Here is an 18,068-nt window from a genome sequence, read left to right on the forward strand (position 1 = left end):
CATCTAAGGGTTGAATCAAGGCCGCCCCTTCATGGGACGGCCTTGATTATTTGCCCTCATGATAGGTCCATGGGTTTCTCGATGGAGAATGCGGCACACCGTCTCAAGGAGTTTTTCAGGGCTAAAGGGTTTCGCCAGGAAATGCACGTCAGGCAGGAGCATTCCTCGATGCGCCAGCTGATCTTCCGTGTAACCGGAAATGAAGAGAACGGGTAGCAGCGGAGCCTTTTCCGCAAGGTGACGGCTCAGTGCCGCACCGTTCATTTCAGGCATGACCACATCCGTCACCACAAGATCCACTTTGGGCATCCCTTCCAAGACTTCCAGAGCTTCCGCACCGGAAGCCGCCGTGACCACATTGTAGCCGTTTTCGCTGAGGACCTCTAGAACCATTTCCCGTAAAGCCTCTTCGTCCTCCACCACAAGGATCGTTTCTGAACCTGGTGGAACCGCGCATACCTGGGTTGAAGAGGCCGCCGAGATCTGTTCCTGCGCTGTGCTTCGAGGAAGAAAGATCTGAAACGCCGCCCCTTGCCCCACCCCACTGTCCACCAAAATATAGCCTTCCAGCTGCTTCACGATGCCGTAAACGGTGGCAAGCCCGGTGCCTCGGCCCTCGGGTTTCGTCGTAAAAGGGGTTCAAAAATCCTCTGCTGAATTTCCGGGTCGATACCATGGCCCGTGTCGCGCACACGAAAACACACGTAATCTCCCGACCGAATGACAAAGAGCCCTGCATCTCGATCCTCACGCAGCGGCTCGTTCCACGTTTCAATGGTGATGCGGCCTCCAAGGGGCATGGCATCCCGGGCGTTGATGACAAGATTTAAAAGCGTCTGCTCCAAGAACACGGGATCGGCTATGACAGGCCAGAGATCTTTTCCCAGGTTCTGGCTGATTTCAATGTCTTCCCCCACGGCACGGCGAAGAATAGGGTAGAGATCCTGGATGAGCTTATTGAGGTCAAGGGCTACGGGCTGCATGAGCTGTTTTCGACTGAAAACCAAAAGTTGCCTGGTGAGGTTTGCCGCCCGTTCGGCCGTCTTTTCGATTTCGTCGACACGCTTTCTTGTGGCGGAGTCCAGACTGGATTTTCTCCGAATGAGGTCACAGCATCCCAAAATGATCGTCAGGATGTTGTTGAAGTCGTGCGCGATACCGGCGGAGAGCTTCCCTATGGCTTCCATCTTCTGGGAATGCACCAACTGTTTATGCGTCTGGATTTCCTGAGTGATATCACGCGCGCACTGCACAGCGCCGAGCAATTCCCCCTGCCGGTCTCGTAATCTCGCGGCGACGATGCTCATGTGACGTTGCTGGCCTTGCACCACGATTTTTCCGGTCAATTGAATGCCTTCGGCATGAAAAGGTAAAGGCTGAGCCTTCCATTTGGGATGTCTCTGAAGAAAATCCTGAGCGGTCATTTGCAGAAGCAGCAGAGCGGGAATGGGCAGGTCTTTGCCTTCGAGAATGGGCTTCAGGTTTAATGAACGACCCAGGACCTCCTTTTGAGACATTCCAGTGATTCTTTCGCACACCGCGTTCCAAAAAACGACGCGGCCTTCCAGATCGATGACAAAGAGGGCGATGGGAATACCGTCCAGCACCGTCTGAAGGTATTCCCGCTGTCGTTCCCGCTCCATTTGCGCCGCCATCTTATGCGAAACATCGCGCACACAGGCCAAAATGCGCGCCTGGTCCGCCTGGAACATAAGGCTCAGCTGCACTTCCGCCTTGAAGGTTTTGCCGTCCAAGGTTTCGTGCATCCATTCAAACCGCTGGGAACATCCCGCTAGGGTGGATTCCAAAAAAACCGCCCCCTTTCGGTGGGACAGACTGCCGTCCGGCTGAACTCCCGGCGAAAGATCCATGGGCTTTTTCCCCACAATGTGCTCTTGAGATACATTGAACAATCGGCATGCGGCGGGGTTGCATTGAAGAATGATGCCTTTCTCGTCAAGAATCATCTGAGCGTCATCCGCCTTTTCAAAGCAGGCTCGGTACCAGCGTTCCACTTCGGCCAGAGCGCTCTCCGCGACGCGCTGTTTGGTGGCCGCGTCGTCGAGCCGACCGTGAGCATCTTGAACGCGTCGAATCATCACGCGAAGTTGAGACCGCATAAAGAAGATGACGGCCGCCAAGATCGCGATGCCCGCTAAGGCTGCATAAAAATAGGTGGGCAGAACACCTTGTTCAGAGGATTCTTTCGGTACGAGAAGCCACCGCTGCATCGCCTGATGGAATAGAGATTTCCCATCGGCTTTCCAAATTCTGAGATGCTCGTCGATCGTGTCGACAAGCCCAGGTGCCGCCTTGTGGGACGTGGCGAATTTCAGTTCCACCGGATGCACCACAATGGGCGTCATCATGAGGCCGGAACGCCTCTGGGCAAAAGTCGCGTAAGTTCTGCTGGTAAGGCCCGCGTGCGCGAGGCCGCTTTCCACCTCAGAGAGCACGGCATCATAGGAGGCCACCTGGACGTATTCCACTTTAAGTTGAAACCGATGCAGCAGTTCAACCAAGGCTGGGGCCTAAAGGTCTTCATTGGCCACAGCGATCCGCTTGCCATCAAGCTCTATAATGTTTTGGACGCCACGTCCTTGCGCGGTAATCAACACACCCCAGTTCACCAAAACGGTTTCGCGGCCGAATCGGTACAAGCCGGCCCGTTCCGGATCTTCACCAATGGCTGGAAGCACGTCCACATCACCGTCTTTTAACGCCTGCAGACAATTTTCCCAGCTGTCGTGACGGTATTGCAGGGTCCAGTTTTCCCTTAGGGCAATTTCTCGAAGCATGTCATGGAACAGGCCCGAGGCTTGCCCTTCCGCATCGCGAAAGGTAAGAGGAAAATTCTCGTAGGTGCAGTCTCGAATGGTTTGGCTTGCCGAGAGTGCCGGGCAGACTGCCGTGAGCAAGGCCGTCACAAGAAGACAGAGGCGCCACTTCTTGTCCATTTCAGGTCTCCTGCTTAAGTTTACGTCAAGAAGGCCATGAGGCTGAGATCAATAATGATATCTTTGTAGCGGAATTCTTCACCATGTGTAAAGTTTTCATTTCTTAAGACCAAAAGGAGTGTGCTCATGTCGCAGATCATCGCTTGTGAGACCAAGGAAGGGATCGTTCTGGGCGTAGACGCCAAAGCCGTGGATATGGATCCACAAGGAAACGTCACCCACAGCACGGTGGAATGGCTTCATCCTTTGGGAAAGCGAGCCGCCGTAGCCGCCGGCGGTGCGCCGGAAGGCGCGGAGATGGCTCGGTTGCTGAGCCGCTTTGTTGCCGAGGAAAAACTCGAGGACATCGCCGAAATCTACCCTGCGGCTCTTTCCTTTCTTGCCTCGCAATTCCAAGACTTTCGGCGCAGGATGTGCCGCGTGGTACCCCTGGATCCCATGCACCAGGTCTATTTCCTTTTGACCGGAGTCTCGGCCCAAGACCCGGAAAACCCTTATAAGCTCTATCTTGTCTGGACAAAGAAGAAGCAGCCTCAACTGGATGGTGAGGAAATTCGCCATGCCTTTACGGTACCTCGACGCATGGCCTTGGAATATCGCCTCAGCCAAATGGCGCAAAGAGGCGCTTCGGTGCAGGACGTGTTCAAGGAAGTGCGCGCGGCCATGGAATCCCTCACCTGGTATAAGGAAGAAGTCGGCCCGCCGTATCGTTTCGCCGTGCTCTCCATGGACGGTCTTCGTGAGCTGCCGGGATCCTGATCCGCATCATGAGGGCACCCTGCCATGGCGAAGCGGCGCCTACCGGTGCGAACCTAGACGGGCTGCCGGCAGCGTGTCCTTAAATGTGTTCTTGAAGCCGGAAACGTCCAATGTTGTGGAAACACGCAAGGCGCGATAAGAAGCTGCACTTCGCTATGTTTCCACAGGGGATCCCACCAGGGGCCTCCCATGGGTCCCCAACCGAGAACTGGACCGATTTGCACGGCCTCTCGCAGCTTCTCGAAGCCCAGGGTCACTGGGAAGGTTTGCGCGTCCCTTCCACCACCCATTCCAGGTACGGTTCATGGCCGTCTTGCACAGGCACTGCGATGATTTCCGGAACTTCGTAACTATGTAAGGCCTTGACACGGGCCTTTAACAGGGGGAAAACATCGCGCGTGGTCTTGATCAAAAGAAGGCATTCCGCATCGTCGCACAGTTCCCCTTTCCACCGATAGACGGAACGGACGGTGGGAATGATGTTCACGCAGGCAGCCAAGTTTTCCTCCACCACGGTTTTGGCGATGGTGTAGGCCTGATCGGCATGTCCTACGGTAACGAAGGTGATCCAGACTTCGGATGCCATACCCGCTCCTTCTTCTCCCTATGGCGTGTTGGCCCACGACACGACACGTAAATGGAGACTCTTGCGTGCCCTATGAGCGAATACAATCGGGACCAATGGGCAAGTTTCACCATGATTCGGGCCGCCATGGAAACCCTTTCTGAGGATCATCTCGCCGGGCTGCAAGCGACCGTGAAGCCTTATCTTGTCTTTCGGCAAAAGCTTCGTGCCTTCCACGAAAGCTTTTTCGCACCTCATTGTACGGCACGCTGCTTTGAAACGAACCAGAGCGCCTGCTGTGGATTTGAAAGTATCTTCACTTTTTTCGCCGATCAGGTCATCACTTACCTTGTGTCCGAACTCGACGAAAGAGAAAGGCTTTTTCAGGCCCTGCTTCGCCCCTTTAGATCGGATCGCTGCGTGTATCTTGGGCCCCGGGGCTGTGTGTGGACTCTGCCGCCCATCTCCTGCGCCATGTTCTTTTGCGAAGAGGCCAAAGAACAGGTCTTTGCCAAGCACCCGAAGGCACATGCCACCTGGCAGGCATTGCGGGCTGAAGAAAAGGCTTTTACGTACCCGGACCGGCCCGTGCTCTTTGATGCCATCGAGCGCCTTTTTCTGGCCCTCGGCGCGGATTCTCCGCACATGTATTTTCACAAAAGCCCAGGCCTCTTACGGATTAAAAGAAAGGCCGGCCTGCACTTCGAACTTGAAGGAAAAGGGGACACGTAGAACGCGATTGCGCATCTTTCAACCTTTTCCACACCTTCCCCGTTTCAATCTATGGCAGAGCCCTCATTGCTATTAAAGAACGCTTGCGTCACTCTCTTGGGGTGCCTATCCCGCTCCGTGGGAACGCCCACAGCGAAATACCGGTTGGCAATGTGCACCGCTCCTGCGACCTTTTTCCCGAACAAGCTTCGGGAGACTTGATCAACATTGGTCTTTTTTGCGTGCTTTCAACGTTGACAGCATGAATTGGCAGTGCACAAGACGCCGTCAACCTAATTTGGACGAGCCCCTGAAATGAAAAGCCCTTTCGACCCGTCGCGAAACCTTGGTCAGTAAGCGTTTTCGCTCTTCCAGACCTGGAAAACGGTCAAAAGAAGGATTTTGATATCGAGCCACAGGGACCAGGAGCGCAGGTATTCCAAGTCGAATTCCACCCGCTTTTGCATCTTTTCCAGCGTGTCTGTTTCCCCGCGCCAGCCCTTGATCTGAGCCAACCCCGTGATGCCGGGTCGCACCTTGTGGCGAAGCATGTAACCGAAGACTTTTTTACGAAATTCCTCGTTTAAGGCCACCGGATGCGGTCGAGGCCCCACCAGGGACAAGCGACCCTGAATGACGTTGATGAGTTGCGGCAGTTCGTCCAGGGAACTCTTGCGCAGGAACCTACCCAGAGGGGTGACACGAGGGTCCCCTTTGGTGGCTTGTTTAAAGGTATACCCGTCTTCGCAGACGCTCATGGTTCGAAACTTGTACACCTTGATGGGTTGTCCATCCAGGCCGTAACGCCATTGCTTGAAAAGAACCGGCCCTGGGGAAGTGAGTTTCACCAGCACGGCAATGACGGCCATCACCGGCGCCGCCACCAAAAGCGCCAGGCTTCCAAGGATCAGGTCTTCAGCCCGTTTGAGAAGATTGTTGACCCCCATGTGCGGTGAATCCCAGAGGCCCACGAAAGCCATGTTGTCCAGACGGATGATGTGACCACCAAGGAACACATCCAGCAGAAAGACATCCGGGACCACAAAAACAGAAGCCGTGGTGTCGGCCAATTCCCTCACGAGCCATTCGGTCTTTTCGTAGGCTTTAGTGGGCAAGGCCAGATACACATGGTGGATATTTTTTTCCTTGACGTATTGGGGAAGATCCACGAGCGGACCCAGGTAGGGGAGGGTATCCAAAGGTGTGTCGGTCTTATCGTCAAAGAATCCTGTGATTTTGACGCCGATCCACGGGTTTTCTCGAAACCAGGCAATGAGGTGTTCCGCCAAATGCCCACGGCCCGCCACCACGGCATGCCGCGTGTTCCACCCCTTTGCCCGCAAGCGCCGCACAATGGTGCGCATCACCAGTCTTTCGCAACACAAAACAATGGGCAAAAGGGCCATCCAGGACAGCACCACTTCCCTGGTGTAAATGGCATGCATTTTCAAGGCATAGGCCAGGACAAGGGATGTGGTGAAAAGGATGAGACAGCCCCAAAGCACGCGGTACAGTTCCTGGCGCAAAGGCGTGCCCCGCCAGGACCGATAAATGCCGGCCAGGTGAAAGATACCAAAGCCCTGAAGAAAGATGACGCTGGCCGCTGCAGGATACAAGGGTTCGTGGTAGTTTCGAAAATAGACGCTCACGGCCAGGAACACCAGAGCTGCCACCAAGGGATCCAACACTCGGTGCGTGGAAATCAGCAAGGGTTCATAAGAGCGAAGACGTCCTTCACTCATCTAGCTTGATCCTTAACCTCGGGCCGGTGTGCCAGGCGACGGCTCAGAAATTCCGCCGCCACAAGCCCGGTCAGATAAAAGGGTTCCACAAGATAGCGCTTCCACAACCGCCTCGGTTCGCTCAGAAGCCGATAAAGCCACTCTAATCCCAAACGGCCCATCCAACGCGGCGGCATGGGAACCACCCCGGCCACAAAATCGAAACAGGCCCCCGAATTAAGAATCACATGGGTTGGCAGGGCCTGGATATTGTCCAGAATCCACGCTTCCTGCCGAGGCATACCCATACCGACCATGAGAATGTGCGGTTGATAGTCTGCAAGGATGTAAAGGACCGCCTCGTTTTCCGGCCCTTTGGTGTCAAAGTAGCCATGATGTGTCCGAATCTGAAGGCCAGGAGCGGATCGGCGCAGTACCCCTGCCGCTTTTTCCCCTACACCGGGGCGTCCTCCCAGGTGAAAGACCCGGTATCCCTTCTGCGCCGCGGTTTGCATGAGCGGCACGATCCAGTCCACGTAAGTGGTGCGGTGTTCGGCGCGGAGTGGAACACCCAGAAGCTTGGCCAGCAGCACCAAGGACATACCGTCCACGTGAATGACGGACGCCGCATCGCAAAAAGCACGAAAGCGGGGGTGGTGATAGTACAAATAGACGCTGTGCAGATTGTGGTTACCCACAATCACCTTGCGCCGCTCTTCCACCGCTTTCACGACCCATGCGGTCAGCTGTTCGGTGGTCAGCGCATGGACTGTGATGCCCAAAAAGCGAACGACTTCCATCTAGACCCGCAAGACCCTTTCCGAGACAGGATACGTTCTACTTCCGCGATGAGGTGGCGGACGCGCACTACCCATCCATGCCGAGTGAATGCCTGCTGGCGAGCCTTGGCTCCCATGTCCTGCCAGCGCTCTCGATGACGGTAAGCGCGGCGCAGAGCCCTCTTGAGCTCGGCCATGGAATCCGGCGCAAAAAGATACCCTGTTTCCTCCGGAACCACAACGCGCACGGCATCTTCATAGGCTGCAGCCACCACGGGTTTCCCCATGGCCAGGTATTCGTAGAGCTTCAAAGGGGAATGGTACATGGTGCCGATCTTCATGGGGACCTGCCCGGAATACCCAACATCGATGCGCCCCAGTACCTGGGGCACCTGATCCCAGGGAACCCCGCCCAGAAAGAGGACCCGATCGCTCACCCCTCGATCCCTCGCCAGCGCCTCCCAAGCCCTGCGTTCCGGGCCGTTTCCGGCAATCACCAAAGCCCAGTGGATACCTTCCTGTTTGAGTTCGGCCACGGCGGTGATCAGGCGGTCCAATCCCTGCCAGGCAATGAGGCTGCCCACAAACCCCAGGGTAGGGATGGAAAAATAGCGAGACCCATCCGCTTTAGCCGGATCGAACCGCACGGTGTCCACGCCGTTGGGCACAAGCACGATTTTATCCGGAGGCACGCCCGCTTCCCGAACAATGATGTCCCGCAGCGGCTTTGTGATGCACACCAGCACATCACAGTCTCGATAGGCTTTGATTTCCAAGTGGCGCGCCACAGCACTCAGCACAATGCTGCGCCGTTCCATCTTGGCTTCGTAAAAGAAAGGTCCGTTGGTTTCCAGGATCCATGGAATGCCGCGGCGCTGAAAAGCCCGTCCCAAGGACTGAAAAACTCCAAAACGCTCATAAACCCAGTCCACCGGCCCAATTTCTTTCCAAGCCATATGCCGATGGCGATAGGCCAGGGCAAGCCGCACCAGGTCGGCGGCAGCCCGCGTCCATAAGCCGCGGCTCAGTTTCTGTTCCGATCCTGCGCTCACCCACGCCGTGGGCATACGATCTCCCACAATGAAGGGCCGTACGTCCCAGCCAAGCTGACGAAAGGCTCCGATAAACCCCAAGATGTGCGACTTAGGCCCCCAAGCTTCTGCTTCCGGCCGCGTGGACACTCGAGGAGCTCCGGACAAGTACCCCAGTTTCTTTTCACGCATATTCAAAAACCTGCACGGCAGATCCGTTGGTAAAGGTTTTCCAGGGCCTCGTTTTGACGGCGTCGATCGAAATGGGTTTCCACCCAAGCCCGCCCAGCTCGACCCATGGCGTTCCTAAGATCGGCATTTTCCAGCAAAGTCTTGAGGTGTCGGGCAAGAGCCTCGACGTCGCCCTCTTTGGCAAGAAATCCCGTCACACCATGAGCCACCACCTCGGGAATGCCTCCGACAGCATACGCCACTACGGGTACCCCACAGGCTTGGGCTTCCAGAAAAACCATGCCGAAACTTTCGGCTTCCCCATTGGGCATGCTGATGCTGGGCATGCAAAAGACGAAAGCTTTTTGCATTTCATCACGGACGGCCAGGTGAGGCAGGGCTCCCAGAAAGGTACAAGCCGTGCCGAGCTTTCTTCGTGCAAGCTCTTCAAAGGCGCGGCGCTCCGGGCCGTCGCCCACAACCCTTAAATGGATGCGAGGAAAAGAGGCCCGAATCCTAGAGATGGCCTCGATGAGATGATGCAGTCCCTTCAGTTCCACGAGGCGCCCCACAAAAAGGACGCGGCCCTCTCCCGGATGCGGCTCTGGATAAAAACGCTGCACATCGATACCATGCGGAATCACGTGGATCTTTTCTTCAGGCATTCCTTGTCGCAGGACGGCCATTTTTTTGACGAAACGGCTTGGCGTGACAAAGGCCTGGGCGGTGCGAGCCAGCTTTTGACGCCGCAGGCGATACAGCCGATGGCCGATGTAGGAACCCCACGCATAAGCATCTTTGACCGTGGCATCGCTGCCGTGATAGCTGACGATGAGCGGCAGTCCCAGGCGCTCAGCCAAGGGCATGGCCAAGGTGCCGTCCTGGCCGAAATGAGCGTGCACAAGCACGGGCCGAAGCGAGTGACACCATTGAAGAATATCTCGAGGAATCCTGCCAAAGAATTTAAAGAGAATTTCCCTGACCAGCCCCTCGGGTCCTCCGGTATTGAGCAGGCGCAGGCGATCTCGAGGAAGTTCGATGCGCGGCGCATGCCCGGGTTTGGCGCCGAGCAAGAAAGCCTCAAAGCGTTCCAGACCAAGCGTTTGATTGACCACAAAGGTCTCGCTCAGCGGCAGCAAATGATCCCGATATACCAAAACGCGGGGACGATGCGTCAAGAGCGCTCCTCCTGATTCTGCGGTGCAAAGGCCGCGGCCACACCCAAGAGCCACAAAACGCTGTTGGGTCGCATAAAGTACGACTCAGGGAGGTTATAAAGCAAAACAAAAAGCCCGAGAAGAACCCAAAACAAATCCAGGGGACGCCCCTGTGTGGCACCGCGTCCATGGAAAACGAAGGGGCTCAGCACAAGCCCGGCCCCAAGCAGCACGCCCACAAGCCCAAGCTCCAGCCATAGATCCAAGAACCCATTGTGCGCGTGCTCGGGCAACCACGTCAGGGCGCGGTAAACTTCCGCGGAAGGCCCTTCCCACCCCAACCAGAAGGCTCGAAAACCATAACCCGTCCAGAACTTTTCTCGAAGCAAAGGCATCAGAGCAGCCCACAGCGGCGTGCGGCCGGTCAGGGTCACATCCCGCCGAAGGATTTGAAGGATCAGATCCACATTGAGCAGCGCATAAAAAGCGGCTGTGGCTAGTCCCATGGCAACCACCATCGCTGTGCTTCCCTTCCACAGGCGCCTTTGAGGCAGTGCACGCAGACCAAGCCCCAGAGCACTCAGGACGACGACCACAACCAGAGACGATGCCGACTGGGATTTCCATAAAGTGACGGCCGCCAGAACCAAAGCCCCGCTCCACAGAGCGGAATGCTTGTTGGTGCAGCGCAGAAAAGCGAAAAAGAGGATGCCCAAAGCCGCGATACGCCCCAAGACATTCTTATGAAGGAATGCGCCGTTCCAGGCCCCTTCATGGGGGTATTCCATCACGGCCCAATGGGGCGTCACCACAACCATCACCACGCTGGTGGCCAAGGCGATGAGCAAGGCCCAACCCACCAGGGTCATGAATGCCTGATCCGTAAAGCGAACGCGCAGGACCAGAGCATACACCGCCACCAAACCCACGCCCACGCTTCGGCGCATGGTCAGATCCGGCGCCTCAGACCAGAAAAAGGAGATACCGGCCCAAAGCAAAAGCATCCACACCAGGGGGGAGCGCATTGCGGTGCGAAGGGCCTTCCATGGCGCCGTAATGACCACGGCCCCCGCAAACCCCAGGGAAAACACCACCGTGGTCACTTGCGCCGGGCCCAGGTCCGCCGCTTCTTCAAGGCCTCTCACCTCATTCCACAGCGGCAGGAAAAAGTCCATAAGAAGCCAAAGGACGGTCATGTGCAGGATTTTTTCGGCTATCAGACCCAAACGCTTAACCATGGCGATGTCTCAATGTTCCAGCCAGAACCCACAGGCCCACAGCCAAGGCCCCATCGGAGATGAGACTGCTCCACGCAGCCCCCAGCCAGCCAGAGCGCGGAATCCACCAAAGATTCAGCACCAGGTTGAGTAAGGCCACTGCCACTTGGGCGGCACTGCGATGGCCTTGATAACCGGATCCCGTCAATGCATCAGCGGCGAGAAAATGCACGGTGCGAATGAGCAGCAATGGAGCCAACCAGGGAATCATGGCTGGAGTTAAAGCGTAGTCGCGTCCTAATATCCAGGGAAAGAGCGGCGCACAGAGGATAAGGCCCAGCCAGGCCAGAGTCCCGTATGCGCAGGACCAGGGCAGAAGTTTTCGAGAAAACTCCAAGGCCGCCCCCAGTCCTTTGGCGCCTTCCTGAAAAAACCGAGGATACGTGGAAGCCAGCAAGGCTTTGATGGGGGTAAAGCCGGCATCCACCAACCGATAGCACGCGGCGTACGCTCCCGCCAGATCCCCGGATCCCAACCGCAACAGGATGGTCTTGTCGATGTCGTTATACGCTCCCTGCGCCGAAAGACTGATGGCGAAATAAAAGCCTTCACGCCATTCCCCGCGAAGCGGTTTCAAAGACCATGAAGCGGGTCCCCACAAAGCCCTGACCCAATAAACACCGAACAGGCCGGAGCCCAGCCCGCTCAGCATGTAGAACAATGACCACAGGGCGGCGGTCTTTTCCCAAGGAAGCCACCACAAAGCCACGGCCCCCACCAACCGCAGAAGACTCACGACGCTCCAAATGATCGACGCCCCGGAGAGCTTTTGTTGAGCCTGAAAGGCCTGGCTGGCCAGATCCGCGCAACGCGTTCCCAGAAGATCGGCCACAGCAATGGGAGCCATAACGGTCAAGGCCAGGTGCGGTGAAAAAAGCACCATCCCGATCCCGACGGCACAGGCCATGAGGGCGAAACCCGAGAGCAGGGCGGTGAGCAGAGCTGCGCCCCAGTAGGTCCTGAAAAGCTGAGGCCGGCGCGCCGTATGTTTGATGAGAATATTGCCGGTACCCCAGGTGGCAAAGGGCACCAGCACGGAAACCACGGCCAAGCACCCAGAAAACACTCCAAAGGCTTCCGGTCGAAGCACACGGGCCACCAGCACAAAGGTGGCGAACTGCACACCGAGGCGAAACCCAAATCCGCCCAGCATCCACAACGTGTTTCGAATCAGCGAGGCCGAAGCCGGTATTTTCAACGAACCCCTCGAGAGCTCTCTATTGAAAAAACTCCTAGAAACCAGCGGAACGTTGCGGCGCCATCGCTGACCCATCGGCACTTAAGGCCCGCTGTCGCAAGAAATCGTCAAAATAATCAATGGTCTTGCGAAGCCCTTCACGCAGCGGCACCGTCGGCGCCCATTCAAGGATCTGTTGAGCTCGCGTGATGTCCGGACGGCGCCGCACGGGATCGTCTTTCGGCAACGGTTCAAATCGAATTTCGGACTTGGAGCCGGTCAATTCCAGCACCAGCTGGGCCAGTTCCATAATCGTGAATTCATCGGGATTGCCCAAATTGATGGGCCCCGTGACCTCCTCGGGGGACTCCATCAGCCGAATAAGGCCGTCGACCATGTCGTCCACATAGCAAAAGGATCGGGTTTGGGAACCGTCACCAAAGACGGTGATGGGCTTATTGAGCAGCGCTTGCACGATGAAGTTGCTCACCACCCGCCCGTCATTGGGATGCATGCGCGGCCCATAGGTGTTGAAGATGCGCGCTACCTTGATGGAAAGCTTATGCTGGCGACGATAGTCAAAAAACAGGGTTTCGGCACACCTCTTGCCCTCGTCATAACAAGACCGTGGGCCGATGGGATTGACGTTGCCTCGGTAGTCTTCCGTCTGGGGATGAACCGTGGGATCACCGTAGACCTCCGAAGTGGAGGCTTGCAGAATCCGTGCTTTGAGCCTCTTGGCCAGGCCGAGCATATTGATGGAGCCATGAACGCACACCTTGGTGGTCTGGACCGGATCGTTTTGATAGTGCACTGGTGAGGCGGGACATGCCAGGTTGTAAATTTGATCCACCTCCACAAAAAGGGGAAAGGTGATGTCGTGCCGATGGACTTCAAAAAAGGGGTTTGAAAGCAGGTGCGCGATGTTGCCCTTGGTGCCCGTATAGAAATTATCCACACATAAGACGTCATGGCCCTGCGCGAGAAGTTTTTCGCACAAATGGGAACCTAAAAAACCGGCGCCGCCTGTGACTAGGACACGCTTTTGCAAATGCATCGATAGGCCTCCTGTTTTTCCCTCCTTGAAAACGTGGCACCGCCGACGGGTTTGGCTTTACCGAGCGGCGGACCCTGAAAGCCGACGCTCCCGCAGGCCAAGCCCCAGCAAAAGACCCAAAAAACTCCCTGCCATGACAGCGCCCACCACGTGCCATTTCTTTTGCGGTCGAACAGGGTAGGGACTGGCCACGGGAGGCACCACCTGTTCCAATGGAGCGAGCGCGGCGAGCTTTTGATGCTCCAAAGCTTTTTCCGCCTCTAGGCGGCGTTTTTTTATGTCCAGAGCGTCCCGGGCCAACTGAAGGCTCGCGATGAGGCGGGATTCCTCGGCCATGTCGCGGCGCAAGGTCTTGGCCAGGCTTTCATGTTCCAAAAGAACGTGGAACACCTGGGGATCAGGCTTGAGAGCCGCCATTTCCTGAATCCGCTTCTCAACGGTCGCCAAAAGCCGGCTCATGGCCGCAAGCTCCCCCTTCCTTCCTTCCAATTCGGCCTCCACAGTCGGCCGTTCCACGGCATCCACAGAGTGCATCAAGCTTTCCAGCGACTGCAATCTTTCCTGAATCTTTTTGGTGGATACCGCAATGAGAGGTTCTTTGCCCGAAGTTTGGTAATGCTGGAGCAGGTTGTCATAGAATTGCTGCAGAAGACGCACGCCCTCGCTCGGATCCGCATGATACAAGGTCAGCGTCACTGTCGTGGCACTGCGGCCTTGCGCAGGATGCAGGGTGAGGGGCTTCCCGGAAGATCCGCTCTTCGGTAGAAAGGCCCGATACGCATCCTGGCGAAAGAAGTCCATGACGTCGCCCACATTCCAACTGCGAATTTCTTTGCCCGTTTCGTCAAAGGCCGTAATCCCCGGCCTCACCTGCATCTTGACGGCATAGAGCGGTTCGGCTTTCCACAGATAGAGCGCCGCCGCCGCCAGGGCGATCCCTATGCAGATGACCACAAACTTCCAAGAAAAGACCACAAGATCCACCAGATCCGCAACAAAGCCTCTGCATTCATTGGATGGCATGGCACGGTTTCTCCCACGACTTCGACACACGCGTTTTCCGGCACCTCAAAGGTTCCCGAACGCCCGCGGAAAAAAACCCTCTCGCATGGGAGAGGGTTCCGGCGGTCGATCGGGCGCATATCTACACGAGCCGACAAAGCGGGTCAATGGGAATCATCGGAAAGCGAATGAGATCCAGCAGAGCACGCTCCCTCAGTAGGGGGGCGGCAGAAGCAGCCCACAAGGGCCGAAAGAGAGCGGGCCGTCAGATCCTTTTTTCCTGCACCAGGCGCGCAAAGTGTTCAAAGGATCGATCGTAGGTGCGTTCGGCGTCCTTGGGAAAACAGCAGCCCGGAAGCTGCCGACTTTTCAAATGATACTGCAGACATTCACAACAAAGGCCCTTTTTGGCACAGGGCTCATAAGAGCACGCGCACAACTCCACGTTCTTTTCTTTGCGGCATTCCATAAAAGTCCCTCAATAAATCAGCGTCTTAGTGATGGGCTTCTTGGGTCGCTTTTTTGTCTCCTTTGGCGATGATGAGGCTGAGAAGAAAAAGAAGCACGATTTCCCACACCACCACCGCCGTCCATTTTTTAAAGAGATGCCAAAACAGCCCCCCACCAATAATGGCGGGAACGCAGCCCACCACCAACATGCCAATGCGCCACGCCCATTGCGACATAGATCCCTCCTGTAGGCGCTTTATTTCACAACATGGCTTTTTAACAGATTCCACGCGACCGTGCAAGAACTACTCTCCCTGCATCTTTCCATGGGCGTGCGCTTCTGCTAAAGGGACAAAGACGTCGCACGTCGACACACCATCTTTACCGCTGCCTTTTTTGAATCCATGTCGGGCTTTACTACCACCGGCGCCTCGGTGCTGATCGACATCGAAAGGGTGCCTGAGAGTCTCCTGCTTTGGCCGGCTTTGACCCACTGGTTGGGCAGCATGGGCATCATCGTGTTATCCTTGGCCATCCTGCCTTTTTTGGGCGTTGGCGGCATGCAGCTCTATAAAGCTGAAGTTCCATCCCCCGTGCCGGACAAGCTACGCCCACGTATCAAAGACACGGCCATGGCTCTGTGGAAGGTCTACATCCTTTTCACGGCGGCGGAAACCGTGCTGCTCATGGCCGGAGGATTGAACCTCTTTGAGGCCTTAAGCCACACCTTTGCCACCTTGGCCACCAGCGGCTTTTCCACCAAGAATGCCTCGGTGGGCCACTACCAGAGCGCCTACCTGGATGGTGTGGTCATGATCTTCATGCTCTTGGCCGGTATCAACTTTTCTTTGCATTATGCGGCCCTTAGGGGCCGCGTTCACTCTTTTTGGCGCGATCCCGGATGCCGCTTTTTTCTTGGACTTTGCGCCCTGTTGATTGCCGCCACCGCTGGAAGCCTTTATGGTTCCACCGATACCAGCCTATCCCAAGCCTTTCGATATGCCGCCTTTCAAGTGATCTCCATTCTCACCACCACCGGATTTGCCACGGCGGACTATGAGACATGGCCGCCGCTGGCCCAAGTCGTTCTCTTTCTGTGCATGTTTTTGGGAGGATCTGCCGGATCCACCGGTGGTGGAATCAAATGCCTGCGCATTCTTCTTTTGATCAAGCGGGGATACCGAGAAACGCTGCTCCTGATACATCCTCGCTCGGTTTTTCAAGTGAAACTGGGAGGTCGCATGGTGCCTGCGGACGTGCTGCACAGCATCTGGGGCTTCTTTGTGCTCTACTTGCGTCTGTTTGTTCTTTTTTCCCTTCTGATGGCCGCCTTGGGTTTGGATCTTCTCACTGCTTTTTCCTCCGTCGCCGCCACCTTGGGAAACATCGGGCCGGGTTTTAGCGCCATGGGCCCAGCAGACAATTACGCGGCCTTGCCTCAAGCCGCCAAGTGGCTTTTGTCTTTAAGCATGCTCTTAGGGCGACTGGAAATCTATACGGTCCTGGTCCTTGTGATTCCCGAATTCTGGCGCCCTTAAAGTGTGTTCAGGACAGGGAGGTGCCGCCGCGCCTCCCGGCATGGAAGTGCTAACGGTACTGCTGGCGCATAACCTTTTTGTCCAGCTTGCCCACACTGGTCTTGGGCAGTGCTTCCACAAAACCGATTTTGTCCGGAACCGCCCATTTGGTAATGGCGCCCTCGTCCACAAACCGCATAAAATGCCGGCGAATCTCCTCCTCCGTGACCTTTCCTTTGAATTCCTCTTTGAGCACCACGAGCACCATGGGCCGCTCGCCCCATTTTTCGTCCGGAACGCCAATGGCCGCCGCTTCGCTCACGCCGGGGTGCTGCATGAGAATGTCTTCCAGAATGAGGGTAGAAATCCATTCTCCGCCGGTCTTGATAACATCCTTGATGCGGTCGGTGATCTGCAAATAGCCGCGCTCATCAATGAAGCCCACATCCCCCGTGTGCAGCCAACCTCCGTCCCACAGCTCTTCGGCACGTTCGGGGTCCTTGAAGTAGCCTTGAGTGAGCCACGGGGAACGGACCACCACCTCCCCGGTGCTTTTGCCGTCGTGGGGCAGAGGCACGCCGTCCGACGTCACCACCCGCAGGTCCACCAGAGGAATGGGCTGGCCCGTTCGGCACCGCACCGGAATTTGCTCATCAGCGGACCAGGACATCATGTCAGGTTGCGGCTGGGCTAGGGTGAGCACAGGGCAGGTTTCCGACATGCCATAGCCCGTGATGAGGTCCACACCTCGGTCCATGGCTGCCTTGCACAGGCCCTTAGTGAGAGCGGATCCACCGATGATGACTTTCCATCCCGCAAGATCCACATTCTTGGCGGCCGGACTGGAGAGAATCATGTGCAAAATGGTCGGCACACAATGGGAAAAAGTCACCTTTTCGGTCACCAAGAGTTTTAAAATGACGGCCGGATCATAGCGACCCGGATACACCTGCTTGACACCCAACTGAGCAGCCACGAACGGAATGCCCCACGCATGGACATGAAACATGGGCGTCAGGGGCATGTAAACGTCATTGGATCGAAAGGCGGCCGCCGTGTGATAGGATCCCGCCGCCGCCAACACGGCCAGCGTATGCAGCACCAGTTGTCGATGACTGAAATAAACCCCTTTAGGCAGCCCCGTTGTGCCCGTGGTGTAAAAGGTGGTCGCCTTGGCGTTTTCGTCAAAATCGGGAAAGGCATAATCGTCGGAGGCTTGAGCCAGCAGCTCTTCATATTCGCCGTCCAGAGGCACCTTGGAGCTGGGTGTATCGGCGCCGTCCTTGAGCACCACGATCTTCTTCACGGTTTGGAATTGATCCTTAACGGCCTCTACAATGGGCAGAAAGTCCGTGTGTACAAAGAGCACGTCGTCTTCGGCGTGGTTGATGGTAAAAAGAATCTGTTCGGGCGAGAGTCGAATGTTCACCGTGTGCAAAATGGCACCCATCATGGGCACGGCGTAGAAGAGTTCCAGATATCGATGGCTGTCCCAGTCCATGACACCCACCGTGGAACCTTCGGCCACCCCAAGGCTTCTCAACATGTGGGCCGCCTTATGCACCCTTCGAAACATCTCGGCGTAGGTAAAGCGATACAAGTCCCGGTAAACGATTTCCTGGTTCGGCGTGCAACGCAACGGTTTGTGCAATAGATGCTTGATGAGAAGCGGGTAGGAATAGGCGGACGGCGTTCGGTCGACGAGCTTCACTGGCATGAATCCCTCCTTGCATGGTT

At 56.3% G+C, this 18,068-nt stretch carries 18 protein-coding genes; 3 read left to right on the plus strand and 15 right to left on the minus strand.

The window, feature by feature from the left end; translation table 11 throughout:
* Positions 1-15: 15 nt before the first annotated feature.
* Genes ACUVSA_RS11525 through ACUVSA_RS11535 form a run of 3 tightly spaced genes read right to left on the minus strand, consistent with a single transcriptional unit; the run spans position 16 to position 2,957 of the window.
* On the minus strand, positions 16-579 hold the full coding sequence (locus ACUVSA_RS11525) for a response regulator (protein WP_445894929.1): 564 nt from the start codon (positions 577-579) through the stop codon (positions 16-18).
* Positions 576-2,522, minus strand: a complete 1,947-nt coding sequence (locus ACUVSA_RS11530) for a PAS domain S-box protein (RefSeq protein ID WP_445894930.1) — start codon at positions 2,520-2,522, stop codon at positions 576-578. The genes ACUVSA_RS11525 and ACUVSA_RS11530 overlap by 4 nt, the downstream gene beginning before the upstream one ends.
* A 9-nt stretch (positions 2,523-2,531) precedes the next feature.
* Positions 2,532-2,957 (minus strand): transporter substrate-binding domain-containing protein, encoded by a 426-nt coding sequence (locus ACUVSA_RS11535; RefSeq protein WP_445891772.1) that lies wholly within the window; start codon positions 2,955-2,957, stop codon positions 2,532-2,534.
* Positions 2,958-3,083: 126 nt separating this feature from the next.
* Between ACUVSA_RS11535 and ACUVSA_RS11540 the strand changes: the two genes are divergently transcribed.
* Positions 3,084-3,716, plus strand: a complete 633-nt coding sequence (locus ACUVSA_RS11540) for a hypothetical protein (RefSeq protein WP_445891773.1) — start codon at positions 3,084-3,086, stop codon at positions 3,714-3,716.
* 253 nt (positions 3,717-3,969) lie between these two features.
* Here ACUVSA_RS11540 and cutA read toward each other — a convergent pair whose 3' ends face one another.
* Positions 3,970-4,302 carry a divalent-cation tolerance protein CutA gene (gene cutA / locus ACUVSA_RS11545; RefSeq protein ID WP_445891774.1) on the minus strand — a complete coding sequence of 111 codons (333 nt, stop codon included), beginning with the start codon at positions 4,300-4,302 and terminating at the stop codon, positions 3,970-3,972.
* 51 nt (positions 4,303-4,353) lie between these two features.
* Here cutA and ACUVSA_RS11550 point away from each other — a divergent pair, with 51 nt between their 5' ends.
* Positions 4,354-5,013, plus strand: a complete 660-nt coding sequence (locus ACUVSA_RS11550) for a hypothetical protein (RefSeq protein WP_445894931.1) — start codon at positions 4,354-4,356, stop codon at positions 5,011-5,013.
* Between the two features lie 329 nt (positions 5,014-5,342).
* On the opposite strand, the gene ACUVSA_RS11555 is transcribed toward ACUVSA_RS11550, so the two are convergent.
* The 10 genes from ACUVSA_RS11555 to ACUVSA_RS11600 form a co-directional block, all read right to left on the minus strand.
* Entirely contained in the window at positions 5,343-6,734 is a 1,392-nt protein-coding gene (locus ACUVSA_RS11555; RefSeq protein WP_445891776.1) for an undecaprenyl-phosphate glucose phosphotransferase, read from the minus strand.
* The gene (locus ACUVSA_RS11560) at positions 6,731-7,513 is read right to left on the minus strand and encodes a WecB/TagA/CpsF family glycosyltransferase (RefSeq protein WP_445894932.1); all 783 of its coding nucleotides are present in this window, start codon (positions 7,511-7,513) and stop codon (positions 6,731-6,733) included. The genes ACUVSA_RS11555 and ACUVSA_RS11560 overlap by 4 nt, the downstream gene beginning before the upstream one ends.
* Positions 7,471-8,715, minus strand: coding sequence for a glycosyltransferase (locus tag ACUVSA_RS11565; protein ID WP_445894933.1), 1,245 nt, complete (start codon positions 8,713-8,715; stop codon positions 7,471-7,473). The genes ACUVSA_RS11560 and ACUVSA_RS11565 overlap by 43 nt, the downstream gene beginning before the upstream one ends.
* A 2-nt stretch (positions 8,716-8,717) precedes the next feature.
* On the minus strand, positions 8,718-9,872 hold the full coding sequence (locus ACUVSA_RS11570) for a glycosyltransferase (RefSeq protein WP_445894934.1): 1,155 nt from the start codon (positions 9,870-9,872) through the stop codon (positions 8,718-8,720).
* Positions 9,869-11,089 carry an O-antigen ligase family protein gene (locus tag ACUVSA_RS11575; protein WP_445894935.1) on the minus strand — a complete coding sequence of 407 codons (1,221 nt, stop codon included), beginning with the start codon at positions 11,087-11,089 and terminating at the stop codon, positions 9,869-9,871. The genes ACUVSA_RS11570 and ACUVSA_RS11575 overlap by 4 nt, the downstream gene beginning before the upstream one ends.
* Positions 11,082-12,401: a lipopolysaccharide biosynthesis protein gene (locus ACUVSA_RS11580; protein ID WP_445894936.1), complete on the minus strand. Its 1,320-nt coding sequence runs from the start codon at positions 12,399-12,401 to the stop codon at positions 11,082-11,084. The genes ACUVSA_RS11575 and ACUVSA_RS11580 overlap by 8 nt, the downstream gene beginning before the upstream one ends.
* Positions 12,361-13,362 carry a UDP-glucuronic acid decarboxylase family protein gene (locus tag ACUVSA_RS11585; protein ID WP_445891782.1) on the minus strand — a complete coding sequence of 334 codons (1,002 nt, stop codon included), beginning with the start codon at positions 13,360-13,362 and terminating at the stop codon, positions 12,361-12,363. Before ACUVSA_RS11585 ends, ACUVSA_RS11580 begins: the two co-directional genes overlap by 41 nt.
* Positions 13,363-13,419: 57 nt before the next feature.
* The gene (locus tag ACUVSA_RS11590; RefSeq protein WP_445891783.1) at positions 13,420-14,385 is read right to left on the minus strand and encodes a hypothetical protein; all 966 of its coding nucleotides are present in this window, start codon (positions 14,383-14,385) and stop codon (positions 13,420-13,422) included.
* Positions 14,386-14,629: 244 nt separating this feature from the next.
* A complete protein-coding gene (locus ACUVSA_RS11595) occupies positions 14,630-14,833 on the minus strand; it encodes a DUF6485 family protein (protein WP_445891784.1) in 204 nt (67 codons plus the stop codon).
* A 25-nt stretch (positions 14,834-14,858) separates the two neighbouring features.
* Positions 14,859-15,050, minus strand: a complete 192-nt coding sequence (locus ACUVSA_RS11600) for a hypothetical protein (protein ID WP_445891785.1) — start codon at positions 15,048-15,050, stop codon at positions 14,859-14,861.
* Between the two features lie 141 nt (positions 15,051-15,191).
* Between ACUVSA_RS11600 and ACUVSA_RS11605 the strand changes: the two genes are divergently transcribed.
* Complete coding sequence (locus ACUVSA_RS11605; protein WP_445894953.1) at positions 15,192-16,352, plus strand: TrkH family potassium uptake protein; 1,161 nt, start codon at positions 15,192-15,194, stop codon at positions 16,350-16,352.
* Positions 16,353-16,401: 49 nt separating this feature from the next.
* Here the strand turns inward: ACUVSA_RS11605 and ACUVSA_RS11610 are convergent, their stop codons facing one another.
* Entirely contained in the window at positions 16,402-18,048 is a 1,647-nt protein-coding gene (locus tag ACUVSA_RS11610) for a fatty acid--CoA ligase (RefSeq protein ID WP_445891786.1), read from the minus strand.
* Positions 18,049-18,068: the final 20 nt, after the last annotated feature.

This window comes from Desulfosoma sp., assembly GCF_052743555.1.